Raw genomic sequence first — 15,798 nt, forward strand, 5'->3', positions numbered from 1 at the left:
CATGGCACCGGAAAACCTCAAGGAAACCGGTCTCGTCTATGTCAGCGACAGCGAGCCCGGCATCCGGCGCCAGCGGTCCGGCCGCGGTTTCTGCTATCGCCTGCCCGACGGGGCGCTGCTACGCGATGCGGATATGAAGGCGCGTATTGCCGCGCTAGGCCTGCCGCCGGCCTATCAGAATGTTTGGATCTGCATGGAGGCCAACGGCCATCTGCAGGCCACCGGCTATGACGCGCGCGGGCGCAAGCAGTATCGCTACCATCCCGACTGGCAGGCACTGAAGAGCGGCGACAAGTTCGACCAGCTCATCGCCTTCGGCCGCGCGCTGCCGAAACTGCGGCGCGCGGTCCGGCGCGATCTCGAGGGAGCACCGGGCGCGGTCGATACGATGCTGGCCGCAATCACGGTCCTGCTCGACGAAGCGCAGCTTCGTGTCGGCAACCGGGCCTATGCGGTGGAGAACAAGACCTATGGCGCGACGACGCTCCTGAAACGCCATGTCTCGCTTGCGGAGGGACGCATCGCGCTGCGGTTCACCGCCAAGGGCGGCAAGCGCGTGCGCCGGACGCTGAAACATCCCCGCCTCCAGCGCCTGCTCGAGGACTGTGCCGACCTGCCGGGCCGCCAGCTCTTTGTCTGGAAGGACGAGGGCGATCTGGTGCGGCCGATCGATTCCGGGCGGCTCAACACCTATCTCGCCGAGATTTCCGGCATCGCCATTTCGGCGAAGACCTTTCGCACCTGGGCGGGCAGCCTCACCGCCTTCGCCCATGCCCGCCACGCGATCGAGGAAGGCGGCCGCCCGACGATCAAGGGCATGGCCGAGGCGACGGCCGAAGCCCTGCACAACACGCCGGCCATCGCCCGGTCGAGCTACATCCACCCGGATATCATCGCACTCGCCGAAACACCGGAGGCCCTCGGCCTTGCCCTGAAATGCCCCGTGCTCGACATTTCAGGATTGAGGGTGGAGGAGGAACGCCTGCTGCGCTTTCTCGAAAACCGGAAAAGGGCGCAGCAGGGTTAGGGTCGCCGCATCAATGGCTAAGGGTAAGTGCCTTACCGTCTTTCCGCGGCGGGCGGCGGATCGCGTCGACGGCCCTGCGGGTGGCGTCGTCGACATCGTTGGAATTGCGTTTCGTCTTCAGATGCTCCGGCAGGGCGACCCGCTCCAGTTCGACGCGCTCGCGTGCCGCCTGTTCCCAATGCTCGCGATCCTTGCCGTGCGGGCGGCCTTCCGCCTCCCATAGGCCATAGGCACGCTTGCTGATCCATTCCTGGCGTTCGTCGTTCACGATGATGTCCCTTCGGTAGTGGCAGCGGTCTATGCCGCCGTCCATGAATTCACGCGGAAACCGGCTTCCTTCGCCGCTTCGATGAAGGCGCGGCGCGCGAAGGCCGGGTCGTCGTCGTTTGTCAGCCCCTGCTCGCAGACGCTTCTGGCTATCAGCGCTGCAGGTCCGTCTTCGATCGGCCAATGGTTCTTCAGGCACAGCAGGGCGTCCCGCGTGCTCTGAACGCGAAGAACCTGCTTGTCGCCCTCCAGCACGACCGCTTCGTCCCATAGCCGGTCGGTTGCAAAGATAGTCATTGCGACCCCTCCATTGCGGGTCTTTCGGCGGGAATATCGACAAGGCTGACGATGCCGACGACCCGCCGGTCGTCATTCACCACCACGAGGCGCCGCACGCCGAGTTCGCGCATGCGGGCTGCCACCGCAGCCGTGTCGTCGCTCTCGTTACACACTTCAGGCGACACGGTCATGAATTCGGCAATTGCCATGGACGTGGAATGCCCCCGGCCGAGGACCGACACGACGATATCGCGATCCGTGATGATGCCGACGATGGCGCCGACGCCCGGCACCTCGACCGGAAGGGCGCCGACCTCGGTTTCCAGCATCAGCCGTGCGGCCGATTGTGCGGTGTCATTGGGAGAGACGGTCACGATCTGGGCGGACATCACGTCCTTCACACGCATCTTCGTCGCCCCTTCATAACCGCCCATTGATGAGGCTGCGGCCGTTCGGCGCGGCGGGGACGACCACCTCGTCGTGGTCCGGTCGATTGAGCGGCAAATCGACCTGCTGCGGCACGATCACCTGCGGCTCCCAGGAATTGCGGCGTTTGCGGGTGTTCCGGAGGTCCGCATCGGGGGTAACGGCGGGTTTGCGGGCTAGCGGCTTCTTCTTCTGGCGCACGTCGGACTCCTGCGAACGGTTTTGTCTTTTCAACAAACGCAAGCGCCCGCGCTTGGTTCCCGAAAAACCCCGGAACCGACGTGCCTTCCGAGCATTATTGCCGAGCCGGACCGGTATCACGCGGAGAAAGTTGCCCATGCTGTTTGCAGGAAAGATCGCCCTCGTCACCGGCGCTGGGTCCGGGATCGGCAAGGCGACGGCCCTGGCATTCGCGCGCCATGGCGCCAGTGTCGGTGTCTTGAGCCGCAACCCGGACGAGGTGGAAGCGGTCGCCACCGAGATCCGCCGGCAGGGCGGCGAGGCCCTGGCGCTCCCGGCGGATGTGGCGGACGAGGCGTCGATGCGCGCTGCCGTGGAGCAGCTCTCCACGGTGTTCGGCGGCCTGCACATCGTCGTCGCCAATGCGGGCATCAACGGCGTCTGGGCGCCGATCGACGACCTGACGCCTGCCGAATGGGACGAGACGATCGCCACCAACCTGCGCGGCACCTATCTCACGCTGCATCTCACCGTCCCCCTGCTCAAGCGGGCAGGGGAGGGCGCGATCGTCGCCGTCTCCTCGATCAACGGCACGCGCACCTTCTCGACGGCGGGCGCGACCGCCTATGCGGCCACCAAGGCGGCGCAGGTCGCCATGGTGCAGCAATTGGCATTGGAGCTCGGCAAGGTGCGCATCCGCATCAACGCCGTCTGCCCCGGCGCCATCGAGACGCGCATCGACGACAACACCGAGCGGCGCGGGGCGGGCGAGGCCGGCATCCCCGTCATCTGGCCGCAGGGCGATATACCGGTCTCGCAGGGCAAGCCCGGGACCGCCGACGAGGTTGCCGACGCGATCCTCTTCCTCGCCTCCTCCAAGGCGCGGCACATCACGGGTATCCCGCTGTGGATCGACGGCGGACAGGGTCTGTTGCGCTAGGGTGCGGGTGCCGGGATATGGCGCCTGCCCGTCGTTTGACGCGGCGGGGCCGCGCCCTATCTCCTCTCGCGGTTCCGCCGTCGTGAGAGGTGCGGATCGAGACGGGCAGCATGGGCAGCGGCTTTTCCCGGTGACGCCATATAAGGCGCGTAGCCGGCCGCGGGGCATTTGAAAGAGGCAGTGAATGGGGCTGGGTGAGGGTCTGAAGGACGCGGTGGACAGCCGCTATCCATTTCTGAGTGGTGGCGGCGATGCCGCCCTGTTGATTGGTGCTTTCGATTGGTCCCGAACACCGGTCGGCCCCTTGGACGGATGGCCGCAGAGCCTCAAGACGACGGTGGGCTTCCTGTTGCGCTCGCCCGTACCGATCGTCCTGCTCTGGGGTGAAGACGGCATCATGATCTACAACGATGCCTATTCCGTCTTTGCCGGCGAGCGGCATCCGGCCCTGTTCGGCAGCAAGGTCCGCGAGGGATGGCCGGAGGTCGCCGATTTCAACGACAATGTCATGAAGGTCGGTCTAGCCGGCGGAACGCTCGCCTACAAGGACCAGGAGCTGACGCTCTACCGCCGCCGGGGCGAGCCGGAACAGGTCTGGATGAACCTCGACTACTCGCCGGTGCTCGGCGAGGATGGCCGTCCGGCCGGGGTCATCGCCATCGTGGTCGAGACCACCGCCAAGGTGAAGGCCGAGGAGCGGCTGAAGACGGAGCGCGAGCGGCTTCGCCTGATGTTCGAGCAGGCACCCGGCTTCGTGGCGACGCTCTCCGGCCCGGACCATGTCTTCGAGATCGCCAACAATGCCTATCTCCAGCTCGTCGACCGCCGGGACATCCTGGGCAAGCCGATCCGGGAGGCGCTGCCCGAGGTCGTCGAGCAGGGCTTCGTCGATCTGCTCGATCGTGTCCTTTCGACCCGCCGCCCCTATTTCGGCAGGGGCGCGCGCGTCCTCCTGCGGCGCGGGCATGACGAGGCGCCGGTGGAGCGCTACCTCGATTTCATCTACCAGCCGGTTTTCGACGACAGCGGCATGGCGACCGGCGTGCTCGTCCAGGGCCACGACGTCACCGAACAGCGGGCGGCCGAGGAGGCGCTGCGGGAAAGCGAAGCCCGCTTCCGGCTCGCCGCGGACAATGCACCCGTCATGCTCTGGATGGGCGACCAGAACGGCAGGTGTCTCTACCTGAACGCAGCGAAACGCGCCTTCTGGGGCGTGGCGCCGGAGGACGTCGCCAGCTTCGACTGGAACGACACGGTGCATCCCGACGACCGGCAGGCACTGGCCGCCACCGTCGGCGAGGCCATGCGCCGGCAGGTGCCGTTCACCGCCGAGGCACGCTATCGCCGCAAGCTCGGGTGCTACCGGCTGCTGCGCACGCAGGCGCAGCCGCGCTTCGGCGCGGGCGGCGAGTTCCTCGGCATGATCGGCGTCAATGTCGACGTCACGGAGGAGCGGGCGGAGGAAATCCGGCGCAACGCCCTGATCGAACTCACCGACCGTTTCAGCCAGCTCACCGACCCCGCCGACATCGCCTTCGCCGCCGCCGAGACGCTGGCGAAGGCGCACAATGTCAGCCGCGCGGGATATGGCACCATCGACCTCGTTGCCGAGACGATCACCATCGAGCGCGACTGGAACGCCCCCGGCGTCAAGACGATCGCCGGCGTGCTCAATTTCCGCGAATACGGCACCTATATCGACGACCTGAAGCGCGGCGAGACCGTCGTGGTGGCGGATGCCGAACAGGACCCCCGGACGAAGGCGACCGCCGAGGCGCTGAAGGCGATCAAGGCGCGGGCGTTCATCAACATGCCGGTGACGGAGGCTTCGGGCCTCGTCGCACTGCTCTACCTCAACCATGCCGAGGTGCGCGAATGGTCGGAAAGCGAGCTCGACTTCGTGCGCGACGTCGCGGCCCGCACCCGCATCGCCGTGGAGCGGCGGCGTGTCGAGCAGAAGCTGGAGCAGCTCGCCAACTCGCTCGAACGTCAGGTCAGCGAGCGCACGGCGGAGGTCAACCGTCTCTGGCGCAATGCCCGCGACCTGCTGGTGGTGACCGGCGAGGACGGCACGATCCGCTCGGTCAACCCGGCCTGGACTGCGGTGCTGGGCTTTCCGGCGCGCGAGAGCATCGGCCGGCGCCTCGGCTCCTTCGTCTGGCCGGAGGATGCGGCCACCTTCCTTGCTGCCAGCCGGCGCGCCGGCGTCCCGGACCTCGACGTGCGCTTGCGCCATCTCGACGGCTCGGTGCGCTGGATCTCCTGGCGCATCTTCGCCGAGGAGGGCCTGACCTTCGCCTACGGCCGGGACGTCACCGCCGAACGGGAACAGGCCCGCGCGCTCGCGGAGGCGGAGGACCAGCTTCGCCAGGCCCAGAAGATGGAATCGATCGGCCAGCTGACGGGCGGCGTCGCCCACGACTTCAACAACCTCCTGCAGGTCATCTCGGGCAATCTCCAGCTGCTCGGCAAGGACGTGGCCGGCAACGCCCGCGCGGAGCAGCGCGTCGCCAATGCCATTGCCGGCGTCAGCCGCGGCTCCAAGCTCGCCAACCAGCTTCTCGCCTTCGGCCGCCGCCAGGCGCTGGAACCGAAGGTCATCAACATCGGCCGCTTCGTCATGGCGCTGGAGGACCTGTTGCATCGCACGATCGGCGAAGCGATCGAGATCGAGACCATCCGCTCCGGCGGCCTGTGGAACACCTTCGTCGACCCCTCGCAGATCGAGAACGCCATCCTCAACCTCGCGATCAATGCCCGTGACGCCATGAACGGCATCGGCAAGCTGACGATCGAGGTGGGCAACGCGCATATCGACGACGCCTATGTCCGCCATCATCCGGATATCAAGACCGGCCAATATGTCGTCATCGCCGTCACCGATACCGGCGAGGGCATGTCGGCGGACGTGCTGGGGCGCGCCTTCGAGCCCTTCTTCTCCACCAAGCCCGCCGGCAGGGGCAGCGGCCTCGGCCTTTCCATGGTCTATGGGTTCGTCAAGCAGTCGGGCGGGCATGTGAAGATCTACAGCGAACCGGGGGAGGGCACGACGGTGCGCATCTATCTGCCCCGCTCGCTGGAAGAGGAGGACCGTCTCGCCGAGGTCGATTTCGGCCCGGTCACCGGCGGCACGGAGACGATCCTGGTGGCCGAGGACGACGACGAGGTGCGTGCAACGGTCGTCGAGATGCTGGGCGACCTCGGTTATTCGGTGCTGAAGGCGCGCGACGCGGCAAGCGCACTGTCGGTCATCGAAAGCGGCGTGCCCATCGACCTGCTTTTCACCGATGTCGTCATGCCAGGCCCGCTGCGCAGCCCCGACCTTGCCCGCAAGGCCCGCGAGCGCCTGCCGAACCTCGCGGTGCTCTTCACGTCCGGCTATACCGAAAATTCCATTGTTCACGAGGGCCGGCTCGACGCCGGCGTCGATCTCCTCTCCAAGCCCTACAGCCGGGAGGCGCTGGCCCGAAAGATCCGTGCCAGCCTCGCAGGCCGCCGACCGCCTTCATCGCAGGCCGACACGCCCGCGAACGGCGGGATGGTCGCGGCGCCGGAAACAAAGCGGCTGGCGATCCTGCTGGTCGAGGACGATTTCCTGATCCGGCTCAATGCGGTCGATCTCGTGCAGGAACTCGGCCATGAGGTTGTGGAGGCGGCGACGGCGGAACAGGCGTTGCCCCTGCTGAAGGAACGGCGCTTCGACGTCCTCCTGACCGATATCGGCCTGCCCGCCATGTCGGGGGCGGACCTTGCCATCCATGCCCGCGCGGAAGACGCGGAGATCGGCGTCGTCTTCGCCACCGGCCACGACCGCCTGCCCGCCATTCCCGGCGAACGGGCGGCCGTGCTGCTGCTGAAGCCCTATGACAGCCGCGAGATCGCCGCGGCGCTGGCGGCGGCGACCGCCTGAGACGTTTTCCTCGATGCGCACGCGTCGAGGGAACATTGCATGGCCTTGCGGGTTTGGCGGGGAGATCCCCAACGAGGAGGCCATTCCATGCCTGCAAAATCGAAAGCACAGCAGAAAGCTGCCGGGGCCGCGCTCGCAGCCAAGCGCGGCGACATCAAGAAGAACGAACTGAAGGGCGCATCGCGCAGCATGGAGAAATCCATGTCCGAGAACGAGTTGAAGGAGCTGGCATCGACGAAGCGCAAGGGCAAGCCCGAGCACGCTTCGAAATCCGCCTGACGCTTTGAACCGGGAGGAGCCGATGCGTGTTCTGATCGTCGAGGATGAATTCCTGATCGCCAAACTTCTGGAAAATGTGGTGGAGGACGATGGTTACGAGGCCATCGGCCCGGTTTCGACCGTCGAGCAGGCCCTTGCCTATGCTCCGCGCGCCGACATCGCGCTGGTGGACCTCAGCCTTTCCGACGGAAACAGCGGCCAGCTTCTGGCGCGCCGGCTGATCGACCGCTTCGGTATCGACGTGATTTTCGTGACGGGTGATCCGGGCTCGGTGCAACAGGGGTTCGACGGCGCGCTCGCGGTGGTCAACAAACCGTTCCGCGACGAGGAGATCACCGGCGCGCTGGCCATGGCGCTGGACAAGCGCAGCCGGTCGATCGCCCGCCGCGCAGCCCCCTGACGGCGGCGGCCGGCCAGAGCAACTCCGGCGAAACCCGGGATTGCTCTGGAAACCAGTTTCTGCCGCATTATTCCCGGCGGGGAATGCCCTAGAGAACGAAGATGTCCGCGGATGTAAGGCGCAGGCCCGGATCCAGCGTTGCGATCTGCTGGCGCGCCGCATCGCCCGAACCGTCCGCATCATAGTAGAGGGCGCCGGTCTTGTCGTCGTAGATCACCCTGTCGCTGGCATCGACGGCCGCATTGCCGATGCCGATCGTCTTGAACAGCGCCGAGCCGAGCCGGCCGGCCTCGCCGAGGCCTGCAAAGATATCGTTGTCCAGGCCGATCATATCGGCCCCGCGCTTGAAATCGGTGATCACGTCACGGTTCGCCGCCGTCGGCGCATGGCGGAAGATGAAGGTGTCGTTGCCCGCGCCCCCGGTCAGGATGTCCTTGCCGGCGCCGCCGTTGAGCTTGTCGTTGCCCGCGCCGCCGCCAAGACGGTCGGCCCCTCCGCCGCCGAAGAGCACGTCGCCACCGGCACCGCCGAGGAGCCGGTCCTTGCCGGCCCCGCCTTCGATGACATCATTACCGGCGCCGCCATTGATGACGTCGTTGCCGCCGAGGCCGCGCAGCGTGTTGGCGGCGCCGTTGCCGGTGATGACATTGGCCGAGCCGTTACCCGTCCCGTCAAGGGCGGCCGTGCCGGTCAGCGTCAGCTTCTCGTGATAGCGGCCGAGCGTATGGGAGATCGAGGAAAGGACGAGATCGACACCGTCGTCGGAATACTCCCATTCGAATGTGTCGCCCGCGCCGAAAACATAGGTATCGTTGCCGCCGCTGGTGCAGCGGTAGATATCCGCGCCCGCGCCGCCGTCATAGAAATCATTGCCGGTGCCGCCGTTCAGCACATCGTTACCGTTGCCGCCAAAAAGCCTGTCATTGCCGGAATAGCCGAAGAGATAGTCGTTGCCATTGCCGCCGTAGAGCCTGTCCGCCTTGTCGCCGGCTTCGGTCGCGTAATAGCCGCCGCCGTCGATATAATCGTCGCCATCGCCACCATAGATGACGTCCGCGCCGTTGCCGCCATCGACATTGTCGTCGCCGCCGGCGCAGTACAGCACGTCATTGTCGTCGCCACCGTCCATCTCGTCATTGCCGGCGCTGCCGTAAAGCCTGTCATTACCCGCGTCGCCGAACAGCGCATTGCGGATGGTTTCGAAATTCGTGTCGTTCTGCAGGCCCGCCCAGAGCACGTCGTTGCCGTCGCCGCCGCGCAGGGTGTCCCCGCCGCTGCCGCCGACCAGAAGATCGTTGCCCGTGCCCCCTTCCAGCCTGTCGTTGCCGGCCTGGCCGTAGATGCGGTCGTCGCCGGCATCGCCGTAGAGCACGTCGCTCGCGCCGTTCTGGCTGGTCTGCCAGTTCGGTTCGTCGGCGCCGCAATCGCCATAGATCACGTCGTTTCCGTCACCGCCATAGATTGTGTCGCCCTCCGTGTGGTCATCGCCGTTGTTGTAGATATCGCCGAAGATGATGTCGTCACCGCCGAAACCGCGCAGCGCTCCCTTGGTGTTGGCGGAGTCGTAATCCCCGTAGTTGTCGTAGGTGCCGTCGCTCAGCAGCAGGGCCGTGCCCCAGAGGATGTCGTTGCCGTCGGTGCCGTTGTTGTTGCCGTTTGGATCGCGTGCCATGTTTCCCTCGTTTGCCGTGGCGGCCCGCACCGCCGTTTCCGGCGTTTCCGGCCGCGAACCATCGGTTTCGCGGCAGAAGACACCGACCGTCCCATCGCCGCCCGGGTCAGCCGGGCTTCGACAGGATCGCGAGCCTACACCGCCACCAGACGCGGTGGCTTGGGGAGGGAATCAGGGTTTTGGGATACTGCAGCCCGTCAATTCGAGAGGAAATGCTGGCGGATATCGGACGGCGTCGCCTGGAAGCGGCGGCGGAAGAGCTGGTTGAACCAGGAAATGTCACCGAAGCCGGCCATCAGGGCGATGGCGGCGATCGTATGGTGTTTCAGGCCGGGATCGCGCAGCAGCCCGTGCACATGATCGAGCCGCTCGGCGGTCACATGGTCGGTGAAGCTGGTGCCTTCCTCGTAAAACAGCGCGCGCACATAGGGCACGCTGATGCCGTGGCGCTTTGCGAGCCATTCGAGGGAGAGGCGCGGATCGCTGAGATGCGTGGCGATATCGGCCTTGAGCGCCTGCCGCCGCGCCGCGCGCGCCCCGTTCCCGCGCGCCTGGTGGGCGGCGTCGCGCTTTGCGCCCAGCATCAGCACGGCAAGGTCGACGAGATGGGCGGCAAAGACCGTCTGGTCCTCCTCGGTGATATCGGCATCGTTGTCGAGCAGCGAGGCGGCATAGCTGTTCAAGAGATGGGCCGCCGGGTCGCGCAGCGACCGCGTCTTCAGCAGGCTGTCTGAAGACGCGATGCGATCGATGACCAGGGCGCGCGGAATGGCGATGCTGAGGCAGGAGCTCTTTTCAGCGACCATGGTCACCGTCTTGCGGTCGCGCCGCATCACGTTGACGTCGCCCGGCCGGATGAAGAGGTCCTCGCCGCGGGCATCGTGCACGCCGTTGCCGCCGGCAATGCTGAGATAGAGCAGGTCGTCCTCGTCGGACGGGGTGAGCAGCGTGACGGGTGTCGTATTGGCGGCCGCGATATGCACGCCGCCGACCCCGCGCAGCCGCATGTCGATATCGACCGGCATCTCACCGAGAAAATCGATCGTGGTGCGGACGTGGCCGTTGTAGACCGCTTCGACCAACTCCTTGCGCAGGCATTCGGCAGTCTCTCGCGTAGAAAACTGGACGACGGTCATCAGGCCCCCGGCAATCGTTGATCGTTCGACCCGAAGCGCAGACTATGTCGCTGGAGGCCACAGGATCAAGACGTGCCGATGCACGCGCCTATTCGCGCGCCAGTAGAACGACAAACTAGTAATCGACCAGCCGCATCTCCGCCTCCGGCGTGCCGAAGCGCGGCTTGACGCCGAGAAGGGGCGCGACGCGCTGGATGATCGCCTTGATCATCGGCGCCGCGGTGGACGCCGCGGTTCGCCCGCCATTTTCCCCCGTGCGGGGTGCATCGATGATGGAAAGGACGATGTATCGCGGCCTGTCCATCGGAAACGCGGCGACGAAGGCGTTGAAATTGATGTCCTTGGCGTAGCGCCCGTTGATGACCTTGTCGGCCGTTCCGGTCTTTCCGCCGACATGGAAGCCGTCGACCTGCGCGTTGCGGCCCGATCCCCTCTGCCCGTTCCAGTCATAGAGGAAGCGCATGTCCGCGCTCGTCGTTTCCTTGAGGACACGGGTCGCGAGCGCCTGCGCCTCGTCCTTCGTGCGCGGAAGGAAGGTCGGCGGGATGAGGTAGCCGCCGTTCACCAGCGCGGCGGCCGCGACGGCGGTCTGCAGGGGCGTGGTGGCGACCCCATGGCCGAAGGAGATCGTGACGGAATTGATCTTCTTCCATGTCCGCGGCTGGGTGGGCGTCGCGACGCCCGGCATTTCCGTCGCCAGTTTCGACAACAGGCCGAGCCGGGTGAGGAACTGCTGGTGGCCGTCGATGCCGACCATGTCGGCCACCGCGGCGGTGCCGATATTGGAGGAATACTGGAACACTTCCGGTATGGAGAGCGGCCGGTTCTTGCCCCTGAAATCCCGGATGGTGAAGCCGCCCATGCGGATCGGGCGGGAGGCATCGACGACGGAGTTCAGCGTGATCTTGCCCGCATCGAGCCCCATCGCCAGGGTGAAGCTCTTGAAGGTTGAGCCCATCTCGAAGGTCGCGTTGCTGATGCGGTTGAACCAGCCTTTCTCATAGTCCTTGTCGACGCTTCCGTCCGCCAGGGTGCGGGACGGGGCATTCGGGTCATAGTCGGGCACCGAGGCCATGGCCAGCACCTCGCCGGTCTCCACGTCGAGGATGACGGCGCCGGCCGCTTCCGCCTCGTAGTCGGTCATCGCCTTGGCGACGACATTGCGCACGATGTTCTGGACGCGAAGATCGATCGACAGCCGGACCGGCGCAAGGCGGGCATCGTTGGTCAGCCCGGCGGCCCGGAGGTCCGCCAGCCCCTGCTGGTCGAGATAGCGCTCCATGCCCGCAAGGCCCTGGTTGTCGACATTGACATGGCCGACAATATGCGAGGCGGTGGCGCCGCCCGGATAGAAGCGCCGCTTTTCCGGCCGGAAGCCGATGCCCGGAAGCCCGAGCGCCAGGATCTCGGCCTGCTGCCTGGGCGTCAGCTGCCGCCGCAGCCACTGGAAGGCGCTGGGGGAGCGCAGCTTCCTGTGCGTATCGCCCCAGTCGAGGTTGGGAATGACGAGGGCGAGCTTTTCGACCACTTCGTCTGCATCGACGATGCGGCGGGGATCGGCATAGAGCGAGACCATGTGGAGGTCCGTCGCCAGCAGCTCGCCATTGCGGTCCATGATGTTGGGGCGTGAGGCGATCGCATGGCCATTGCCGCCGATCGACGCGGAAAGGACAGGCTCGGAAAGGCCGTATTGCAGAAGGCGCCCGCCGATCAGCAGATAGACCGCCGAAAAGATCGCGATCATGATCGCCACCCGCTGCCGCGCCTGCTTCCGGCGGCGCGCATTGGTGCCGACGAATGCCTCGCCCCTGGCGTTCAGGCCCCGGTCGAGGACGAAATGCGCGCGGCTCTTCAGCCGGATGACGAACGAGATCATTCCACAGCAATCCAGGCCGTGTCGCCGCAACGAAGGGCGGATCCCCGCGCGCTGACGGGAGGGAGCCTGCATGCAGACGGCCGGGAAACCAAGGAAAGACTGGGCAGGCACCGGCACACGATTAAATTTGCATTAATATACATTTAAAGTCGTGCCGGCCGTCTTAACGGTTCATTAGGCGGGCATCCGCCGGAGAAAATGGAAAAGCTGTGCGAATGCGCTGGAAAAAACAGCACAAACCGCACGTGCCATGTAAACTCGCCGCCATGGATTCGCGCGCACGCCCACCTGTTCCCGTCCTCCTGCCGCCTACGCATCTGCCCGGCTGGGCGCTGCCGCGCGGCCGGACACCGGATGAGCTCGACGCCGCCTTCGCCGCCGGCATCGCCCTGAAAACCCTGGACGACCTCGTTCGCGCCGAGCCCGTCTGGGCCGGCTGCTGGCGCGCGCGCCAGGCGCTTGCCTGTGCCGTCGCCGCCGTCCGGCTGGCGGGCAGGGGAGAGGACGAGGCGGCCCTGCGCGATGCGGCCCTGCTGACGGCACCGGGCGACGATCCAGGCCCGGCCGGAAAGCTCTTCCTCGCTTTCGGCAAGCTCGCCGGCCGCAAGGGCGCCATCACCTCGAAATTCGTCGCCGAGCTTACCGATCTCTTCGGCCTTGCCTGGGACGCCCGGCTCGGCGCGACCGTCGATCATGCCGACGCGATCCTCCAGTCGGGTCGCCCGGCGCCCTTCGCCGCGGCCGAGCTCGTGGCCGCCATCCATGCCGAGCGGCCGGACGCCGAAGCGCTCGCCTGGGCGCTCGGCGATGCGATGATCGCGGAAAAGCTCAAATGGCAGCATGCCGTGCCGCTGCTGATGGCCGAACGCCATGGCCCGGCCTTCCGCACGCTCGGGGGCAGAGGGCGGGTGCGCCCCGGCGAGCCGGGCTTCGAGCGCGCCGTCTGCCTCGCGCTGGCCGAGGGTGCCACGGCGGCGCTGCGCTCGGCCGGCGAGGTCGCGCGTCGTGCCGAACAGCTTCTTGCCGCCGCACCGAAGGTGCGCACCAAGGGGGCCGGCGCCGTCATCCGCAAGCTGCTCGACGAGGACGCCATCTCGGCCTCCGCACGCAGCACCAACCTCTCCCGCTGGGCTAGCACGCGGCTGTTCGAGCGGCTGGAAGGGTTCGGAGCCGTGCGTGAGCTGTCGGGCCGCACCACCTTCCGGATCTTCGGGCTGTGACGATGACCGGATCGACCGCTCCCAGGACACCGCGCGCCGGCAAGGCGAAGACGGAGAAGGAAATCCTCTTCGATCGCGAGCTGGAGGATTTGCCGCCGGACCTGCGCTGGCGGGAATGGATGCTGCGCGTCGAGGCCGTCATCTTCGCTTCCGCCGAACCGGTCACACGCGAGACGCTGTCCCGCATCGTCGGCAAGGATTGCAGCATCGACCTCCTCATCGACGATCTCAAGGAAGACCTGCACGGGCGCCCCTACGAGATCGTCGCCGTCGCCGGCGGCTGGCAGCACCGGACGCGCCCACGCTACACCGATGCGATCCGCGCGTCCTCCACGCCCACGCGCGGGGGCGGGGCGCTGCTTTCGGAATTCGAGGCGATGGTGCTGATGGCGGTGGGCTATTTCCAGCCGGTCACGCGGGGCGAACTGTCGAAGATCTTCGGCAAGGAGGTCAGCCGCGACACGATCGGCGCCCTGCGCAATATCGGCTTCATCGGCTCCGGGCCGCGCAGCCCGACGCCGGGCGCGCCCTATACCTATGTGACGACCAAACAGTTCCTCTCCGCCTTCGGCATGGAGACGCTGCGCGACCTGCCGGATATCGAGGCGCTGGAAGATGCCGGACTGCTGAGCCGCAAGGAAATGGTCGACGAAACCCTTCCGGCCCCGGCGGATGACGGGGAAGGATGACCGGGCCGGACATCACCGCCCATTCCTGAGAGGGCGTCCTCACACTCGCTTTTCGGTCGGCTTTATCCCGGCCGGAATGGGGCAGACATAGGGTTTGCCGTCCTTCTTCTCCAGCCATTCCCGCTTTGCTTCGGCAAGCAGGGCCGGGCTAGTCATCAGCGACAGGCCGGTGGCGGCCAGCGTCTTTGCGGCATGCGTCATCGCCTTGTGCGCGGCCGGGCTCTTGCCCTGTGCCACCACCTGCCAGGTGTGCGGGTTGGTGCCGATCGCCCAGGCGGGCGTCCAGCACTGCGCGGTCGGCGTCACCCAGCTGACATCGCCGACATCGGTCGAGCCGGCGCGGAAATGCGACTCCCCTTCGAAGGCGCGCAGGCCGAGATGCAGCGGGGTCGTTCCATCGACCTTCGCATTGGAAAAGACATCGTCCCTGATCCGGTAGAGCCGCAGGCTGCTGTCGATCGCCTCCTGCGTGAAGGTGTCCTGGATGGCCTTGGCGAAGGCGATATCCCCCTCGTCGAAGGCGATCGGGCCAAGCGCCACCATAGTCTCGTGCATCGCCGTCTCGAGCGCGATATTGGGGAGGAGATTGGTCGAGGCCGTGTCGAAGACGATCTCCACCTCCGTCTCCGTCATCATCGCCGCGCCGCGTGCCACCTTCTCCACGCGCGCGGCGAGCGCCAGCGCCTGCGACATTTCCGGGGCACGGATGAGATAGAGCACCTCCGCCCGCGCCTGCACGACATTCGCGGCCTTCCCGCCGGTATCGGTGATCGCATAATGCACCCGGCAATCCTGCGGCATGTGCTCGCGCAGGAAGTTGACGCCGACATTCATCAGTTCCACCGCATCGAGCGCCGAGCGGCCGAGATGGGCGGCGTTGGAGGCATGGGCGGCAAGGCCCTTGAATCGGTAGAAGTATTCGAGCACGGCAAGATTGTTGGTCGAGCGCACGCCGTTGAAGGGGGCCGGATGCCAAGTCAGCGCCGTGTCGACATCGTCGAACAGGCCGGCCCGCACCATGAAGGTCTTTCCGGAGCCGCCCTCTTCGCCAGGGCAGCCATAATAGCGGACGGTGCCCGGCAGGCCCTCTGCCTTCAGGTGACGGGCGAGCGCGACCGCCGCAAGCAGCGAACCGACGCCGAGCAGGTTGTGGCCGCAGCCATGCCCGCTTTCACCGGCGGCCATCGGAGCGGCTTCGGCAATGCCCGAAACCTGGCTCATTCCTGCCAGCGCATCGAACTCCCCGAGGAAGGCGATGACCGGGCCGCCGCTGCCGCATTCGCCGATGAAGGCCGTGTCCATCTCCGCCACGCCGCGCCGCACCGCAAAGCCGTTCTCCTCCAGCGCCTTCGCCAGGACCTCCGACGATCGCCGCTCCTCGAACTTCAGCTCGGCGAAACCCCAGATGGCGTCGCTGAGCGTGGTGAAATCCGGCGCCATCGCCTCGATCGCCGCGGCGATCGATTGTACGTCGTCATGGTTCATGGCCTGTCCTCG

Annotated in this window: 15 protein-coding genes; 7 read left to right on the top strand and 8 right to left on the bottom strand. The window is 66.5% G+C overall.

Annotated elements, in window-relative coordinates; all coding sequences use genetic code 11:
* Nucleotide 1 precedes the first annotated feature (1 nt).
* Nucleotides 2-1,027: a DNA topoisomerase IB gene (locus WMC41_RS27240; protein ID WP_432349432.1), complete on the top strand. Its 1,026-nt coding sequence runs from the start codon at nucleotides 2-4 to the stop codon at nucleotides 1,025-1,027.
* A gap of 10 nt (nucleotides 1,028-1,037) precedes the next feature.
* On the opposite strand, the gene WMC41_RS27245 is transcribed toward WMC41_RS27240, so the two are convergent.
* Genes WMC41_RS27245 through WMC41_RS27260 form a run of 4 tightly spaced genes read right to left on the bottom strand, consistent with a single transcriptional unit; the run spans nucleotide 1,038 to nucleotide 2,200 of the window.
* Nucleotides 1,038-1,295, bottom strand: coding sequence for a DUF2934 domain-containing protein (locus WMC41_RS27245; RefSeq protein ID WP_288080202.1), 258 nt, complete (start codon nucleotides 1,293-1,295; stop codon nucleotides 1,038-1,040).
* 29 nt (nucleotides 1,296-1,324) lie between these two features.
* Nucleotides 1,325-1,585 (bottom strand): DUF982 domain-containing protein, encoded by a 261-nt coding sequence (locus WMC41_RS27250; RefSeq protein ID WP_272808450.1) that lies wholly within the window; start codon nucleotides 1,583-1,585, stop codon nucleotides 1,325-1,327.
* A gap of 2 nt (nucleotides 1,586-1,587) precedes the next feature.
* Nucleotides 1,588-1,980, bottom strand: coding sequence for a CBS domain-containing protein (locus tag WMC41_RS27255; protein WP_244770686.1), 393 nt, complete (start codon nucleotides 1,978-1,980; stop codon nucleotides 1,588-1,590).
* 13 nt (nucleotides 1,981-1,993) lie between these two features.
* The gene (locus WMC41_RS27260; RefSeq protein ID WP_272808278.1) at nucleotides 1,994-2,200 is read right to left on the bottom strand and encodes a hypothetical protein; all 207 of its coding nucleotides are present in this window, start codon (nucleotides 2,198-2,200) and stop codon (nucleotides 1,994-1,996) included.
* 136 nt (nucleotides 2,201-2,336) lie between these two features.
* On the opposite strand from WMC41_RS27260, the gene WMC41_RS27265 reads away from it, so the two are divergent.
* The 4 genes from WMC41_RS27265 to WMC41_RS27280 all read left to right on the top strand — a co-directional run bounded on the left by WMC41_RS27265 (nucleotide 2,337) and on the right by WMC41_RS27280 (nucleotide 7,708).
* Entirely contained in the window at nucleotides 2,337-3,119 is a 783-nt protein-coding gene (locus WMC41_RS27265; RefSeq protein WP_432349433.1) for an SDR family oxidoreductase, read from the top strand.
* Between the two features lie 397 nt (nucleotides 3,120-3,516).
* Nucleotides 3,517-7,029, top strand: a complete 3,513-nt coding sequence (locus WMC41_RS27270) for a PAS domain-containing protein (protein WP_432349634.1) — start codon at nucleotides 3,517-3,519, stop codon at nucleotides 7,027-7,029.
* 87 nt (nucleotides 7,030-7,116) lie between these two features.
* Nucleotides 7,117-7,308, top strand: coding sequence for a DUF3008 family protein (locus WMC41_RS27275; protein WP_288080205.1), 192 nt, complete (start codon nucleotides 7,117-7,119; stop codon nucleotides 7,306-7,308).
* Nucleotides 7,309-7,330: 22 nt separating this feature from the next.
* The gene (locus tag WMC41_RS27280) at nucleotides 7,331-7,708 is read left to right on the top strand and encodes a response regulator (RefSeq protein ID WP_244770691.1); all 378 of its coding nucleotides are present in this window, start codon (nucleotides 7,331-7,333) and stop codon (nucleotides 7,706-7,708) included.
* Between the two features lie 88 nt (nucleotides 7,709-7,796).
* Here the strand turns inward: WMC41_RS27280 and WMC41_RS27285 are convergent, their stop codons facing one another.
* The 3 genes from WMC41_RS27285 to WMC41_RS27295 all read right to left on the bottom strand — a co-directional run bounded on the left by WMC41_RS27285 (nucleotide 7,797) and on the right by WMC41_RS27295 (nucleotide 12,392).
* Complete coding sequence (locus WMC41_RS27285; RefSeq protein ID WP_432349434.1) at nucleotides 7,797-9,380, bottom strand: calcium-binding protein; 1,584 nt, start codon at nucleotides 9,378-9,380, stop codon at nucleotides 7,797-7,799.
* A gap of 197 nt (nucleotides 9,381-9,577) precedes the next feature.
* Complete coding sequence (locus tag WMC41_RS27290; protein WP_432349435.1) at nucleotides 9,578-10,516, bottom strand: helix-turn-helix transcriptional regulator; 939 nt, start codon at nucleotides 10,514-10,516, stop codon at nucleotides 9,578-9,580.
* 115 nt (nucleotides 10,517-10,631) lie between these two features.
* Nucleotides 10,632-12,392 (bottom strand): peptidoglycan D,D-transpeptidase FtsI family protein, encoded by a 1,761-nt coding sequence (locus WMC41_RS27295; protein ID WP_432349436.1) that lies wholly within the window; start codon nucleotides 12,390-12,392, stop codon nucleotides 10,632-10,634.
* A 266-nt stretch (nucleotides 12,393-12,658) separates the two neighbouring features.
* On the opposite strand from WMC41_RS27295, the gene WMC41_RS27300 reads away from it, so the two are divergent.
* Complete coding sequence (locus tag WMC41_RS27300; RefSeq protein ID WP_432349437.1) at nucleotides 12,659-13,612, top strand: DUF1403 family protein; 954 nt, start codon at nucleotides 12,659-12,661, stop codon at nucleotides 13,610-13,612.
* A 2-nt stretch (nucleotides 13,613-13,614) separates the two neighbouring features.
* On the top strand, nucleotides 13,615-14,301 hold the full coding sequence (gene scpB, locus WMC41_RS27305) for an SMC-Scp complex subunit ScpB (RefSeq protein ID WP_244770697.1): 687 nt from the start codon (nucleotides 13,615-13,617) through the stop codon (nucleotides 14,299-14,301).
* A gap of 39 nt (nucleotides 14,302-14,340) precedes the next feature.
* Here the strand turns inward: scpB and WMC41_RS27310 are convergent, their stop codons facing one another.
* Nucleotides 14,341-15,786: a M20 family metallopeptidase gene (locus tag WMC41_RS27310; RefSeq protein ID WP_432349438.1), complete on the bottom strand. Its 1,446-nt coding sequence runs from the start codon at nucleotides 15,784-15,786 to the stop codon at nucleotides 14,341-14,343.
* Between the last annotated feature and the right edge of the window lie 12 nt (nucleotides 15,787-15,798).

This window comes from Shinella yambaruensis (assembly GCF_050859155.1).
In the GTDB taxonomy this organism is placed as follows: domain Bacteria; phylum Pseudomonadota; class Alphaproteobacteria; order Rhizobiales; family Rhizobiaceae; genus Shinella; species Shinella yambaruensis.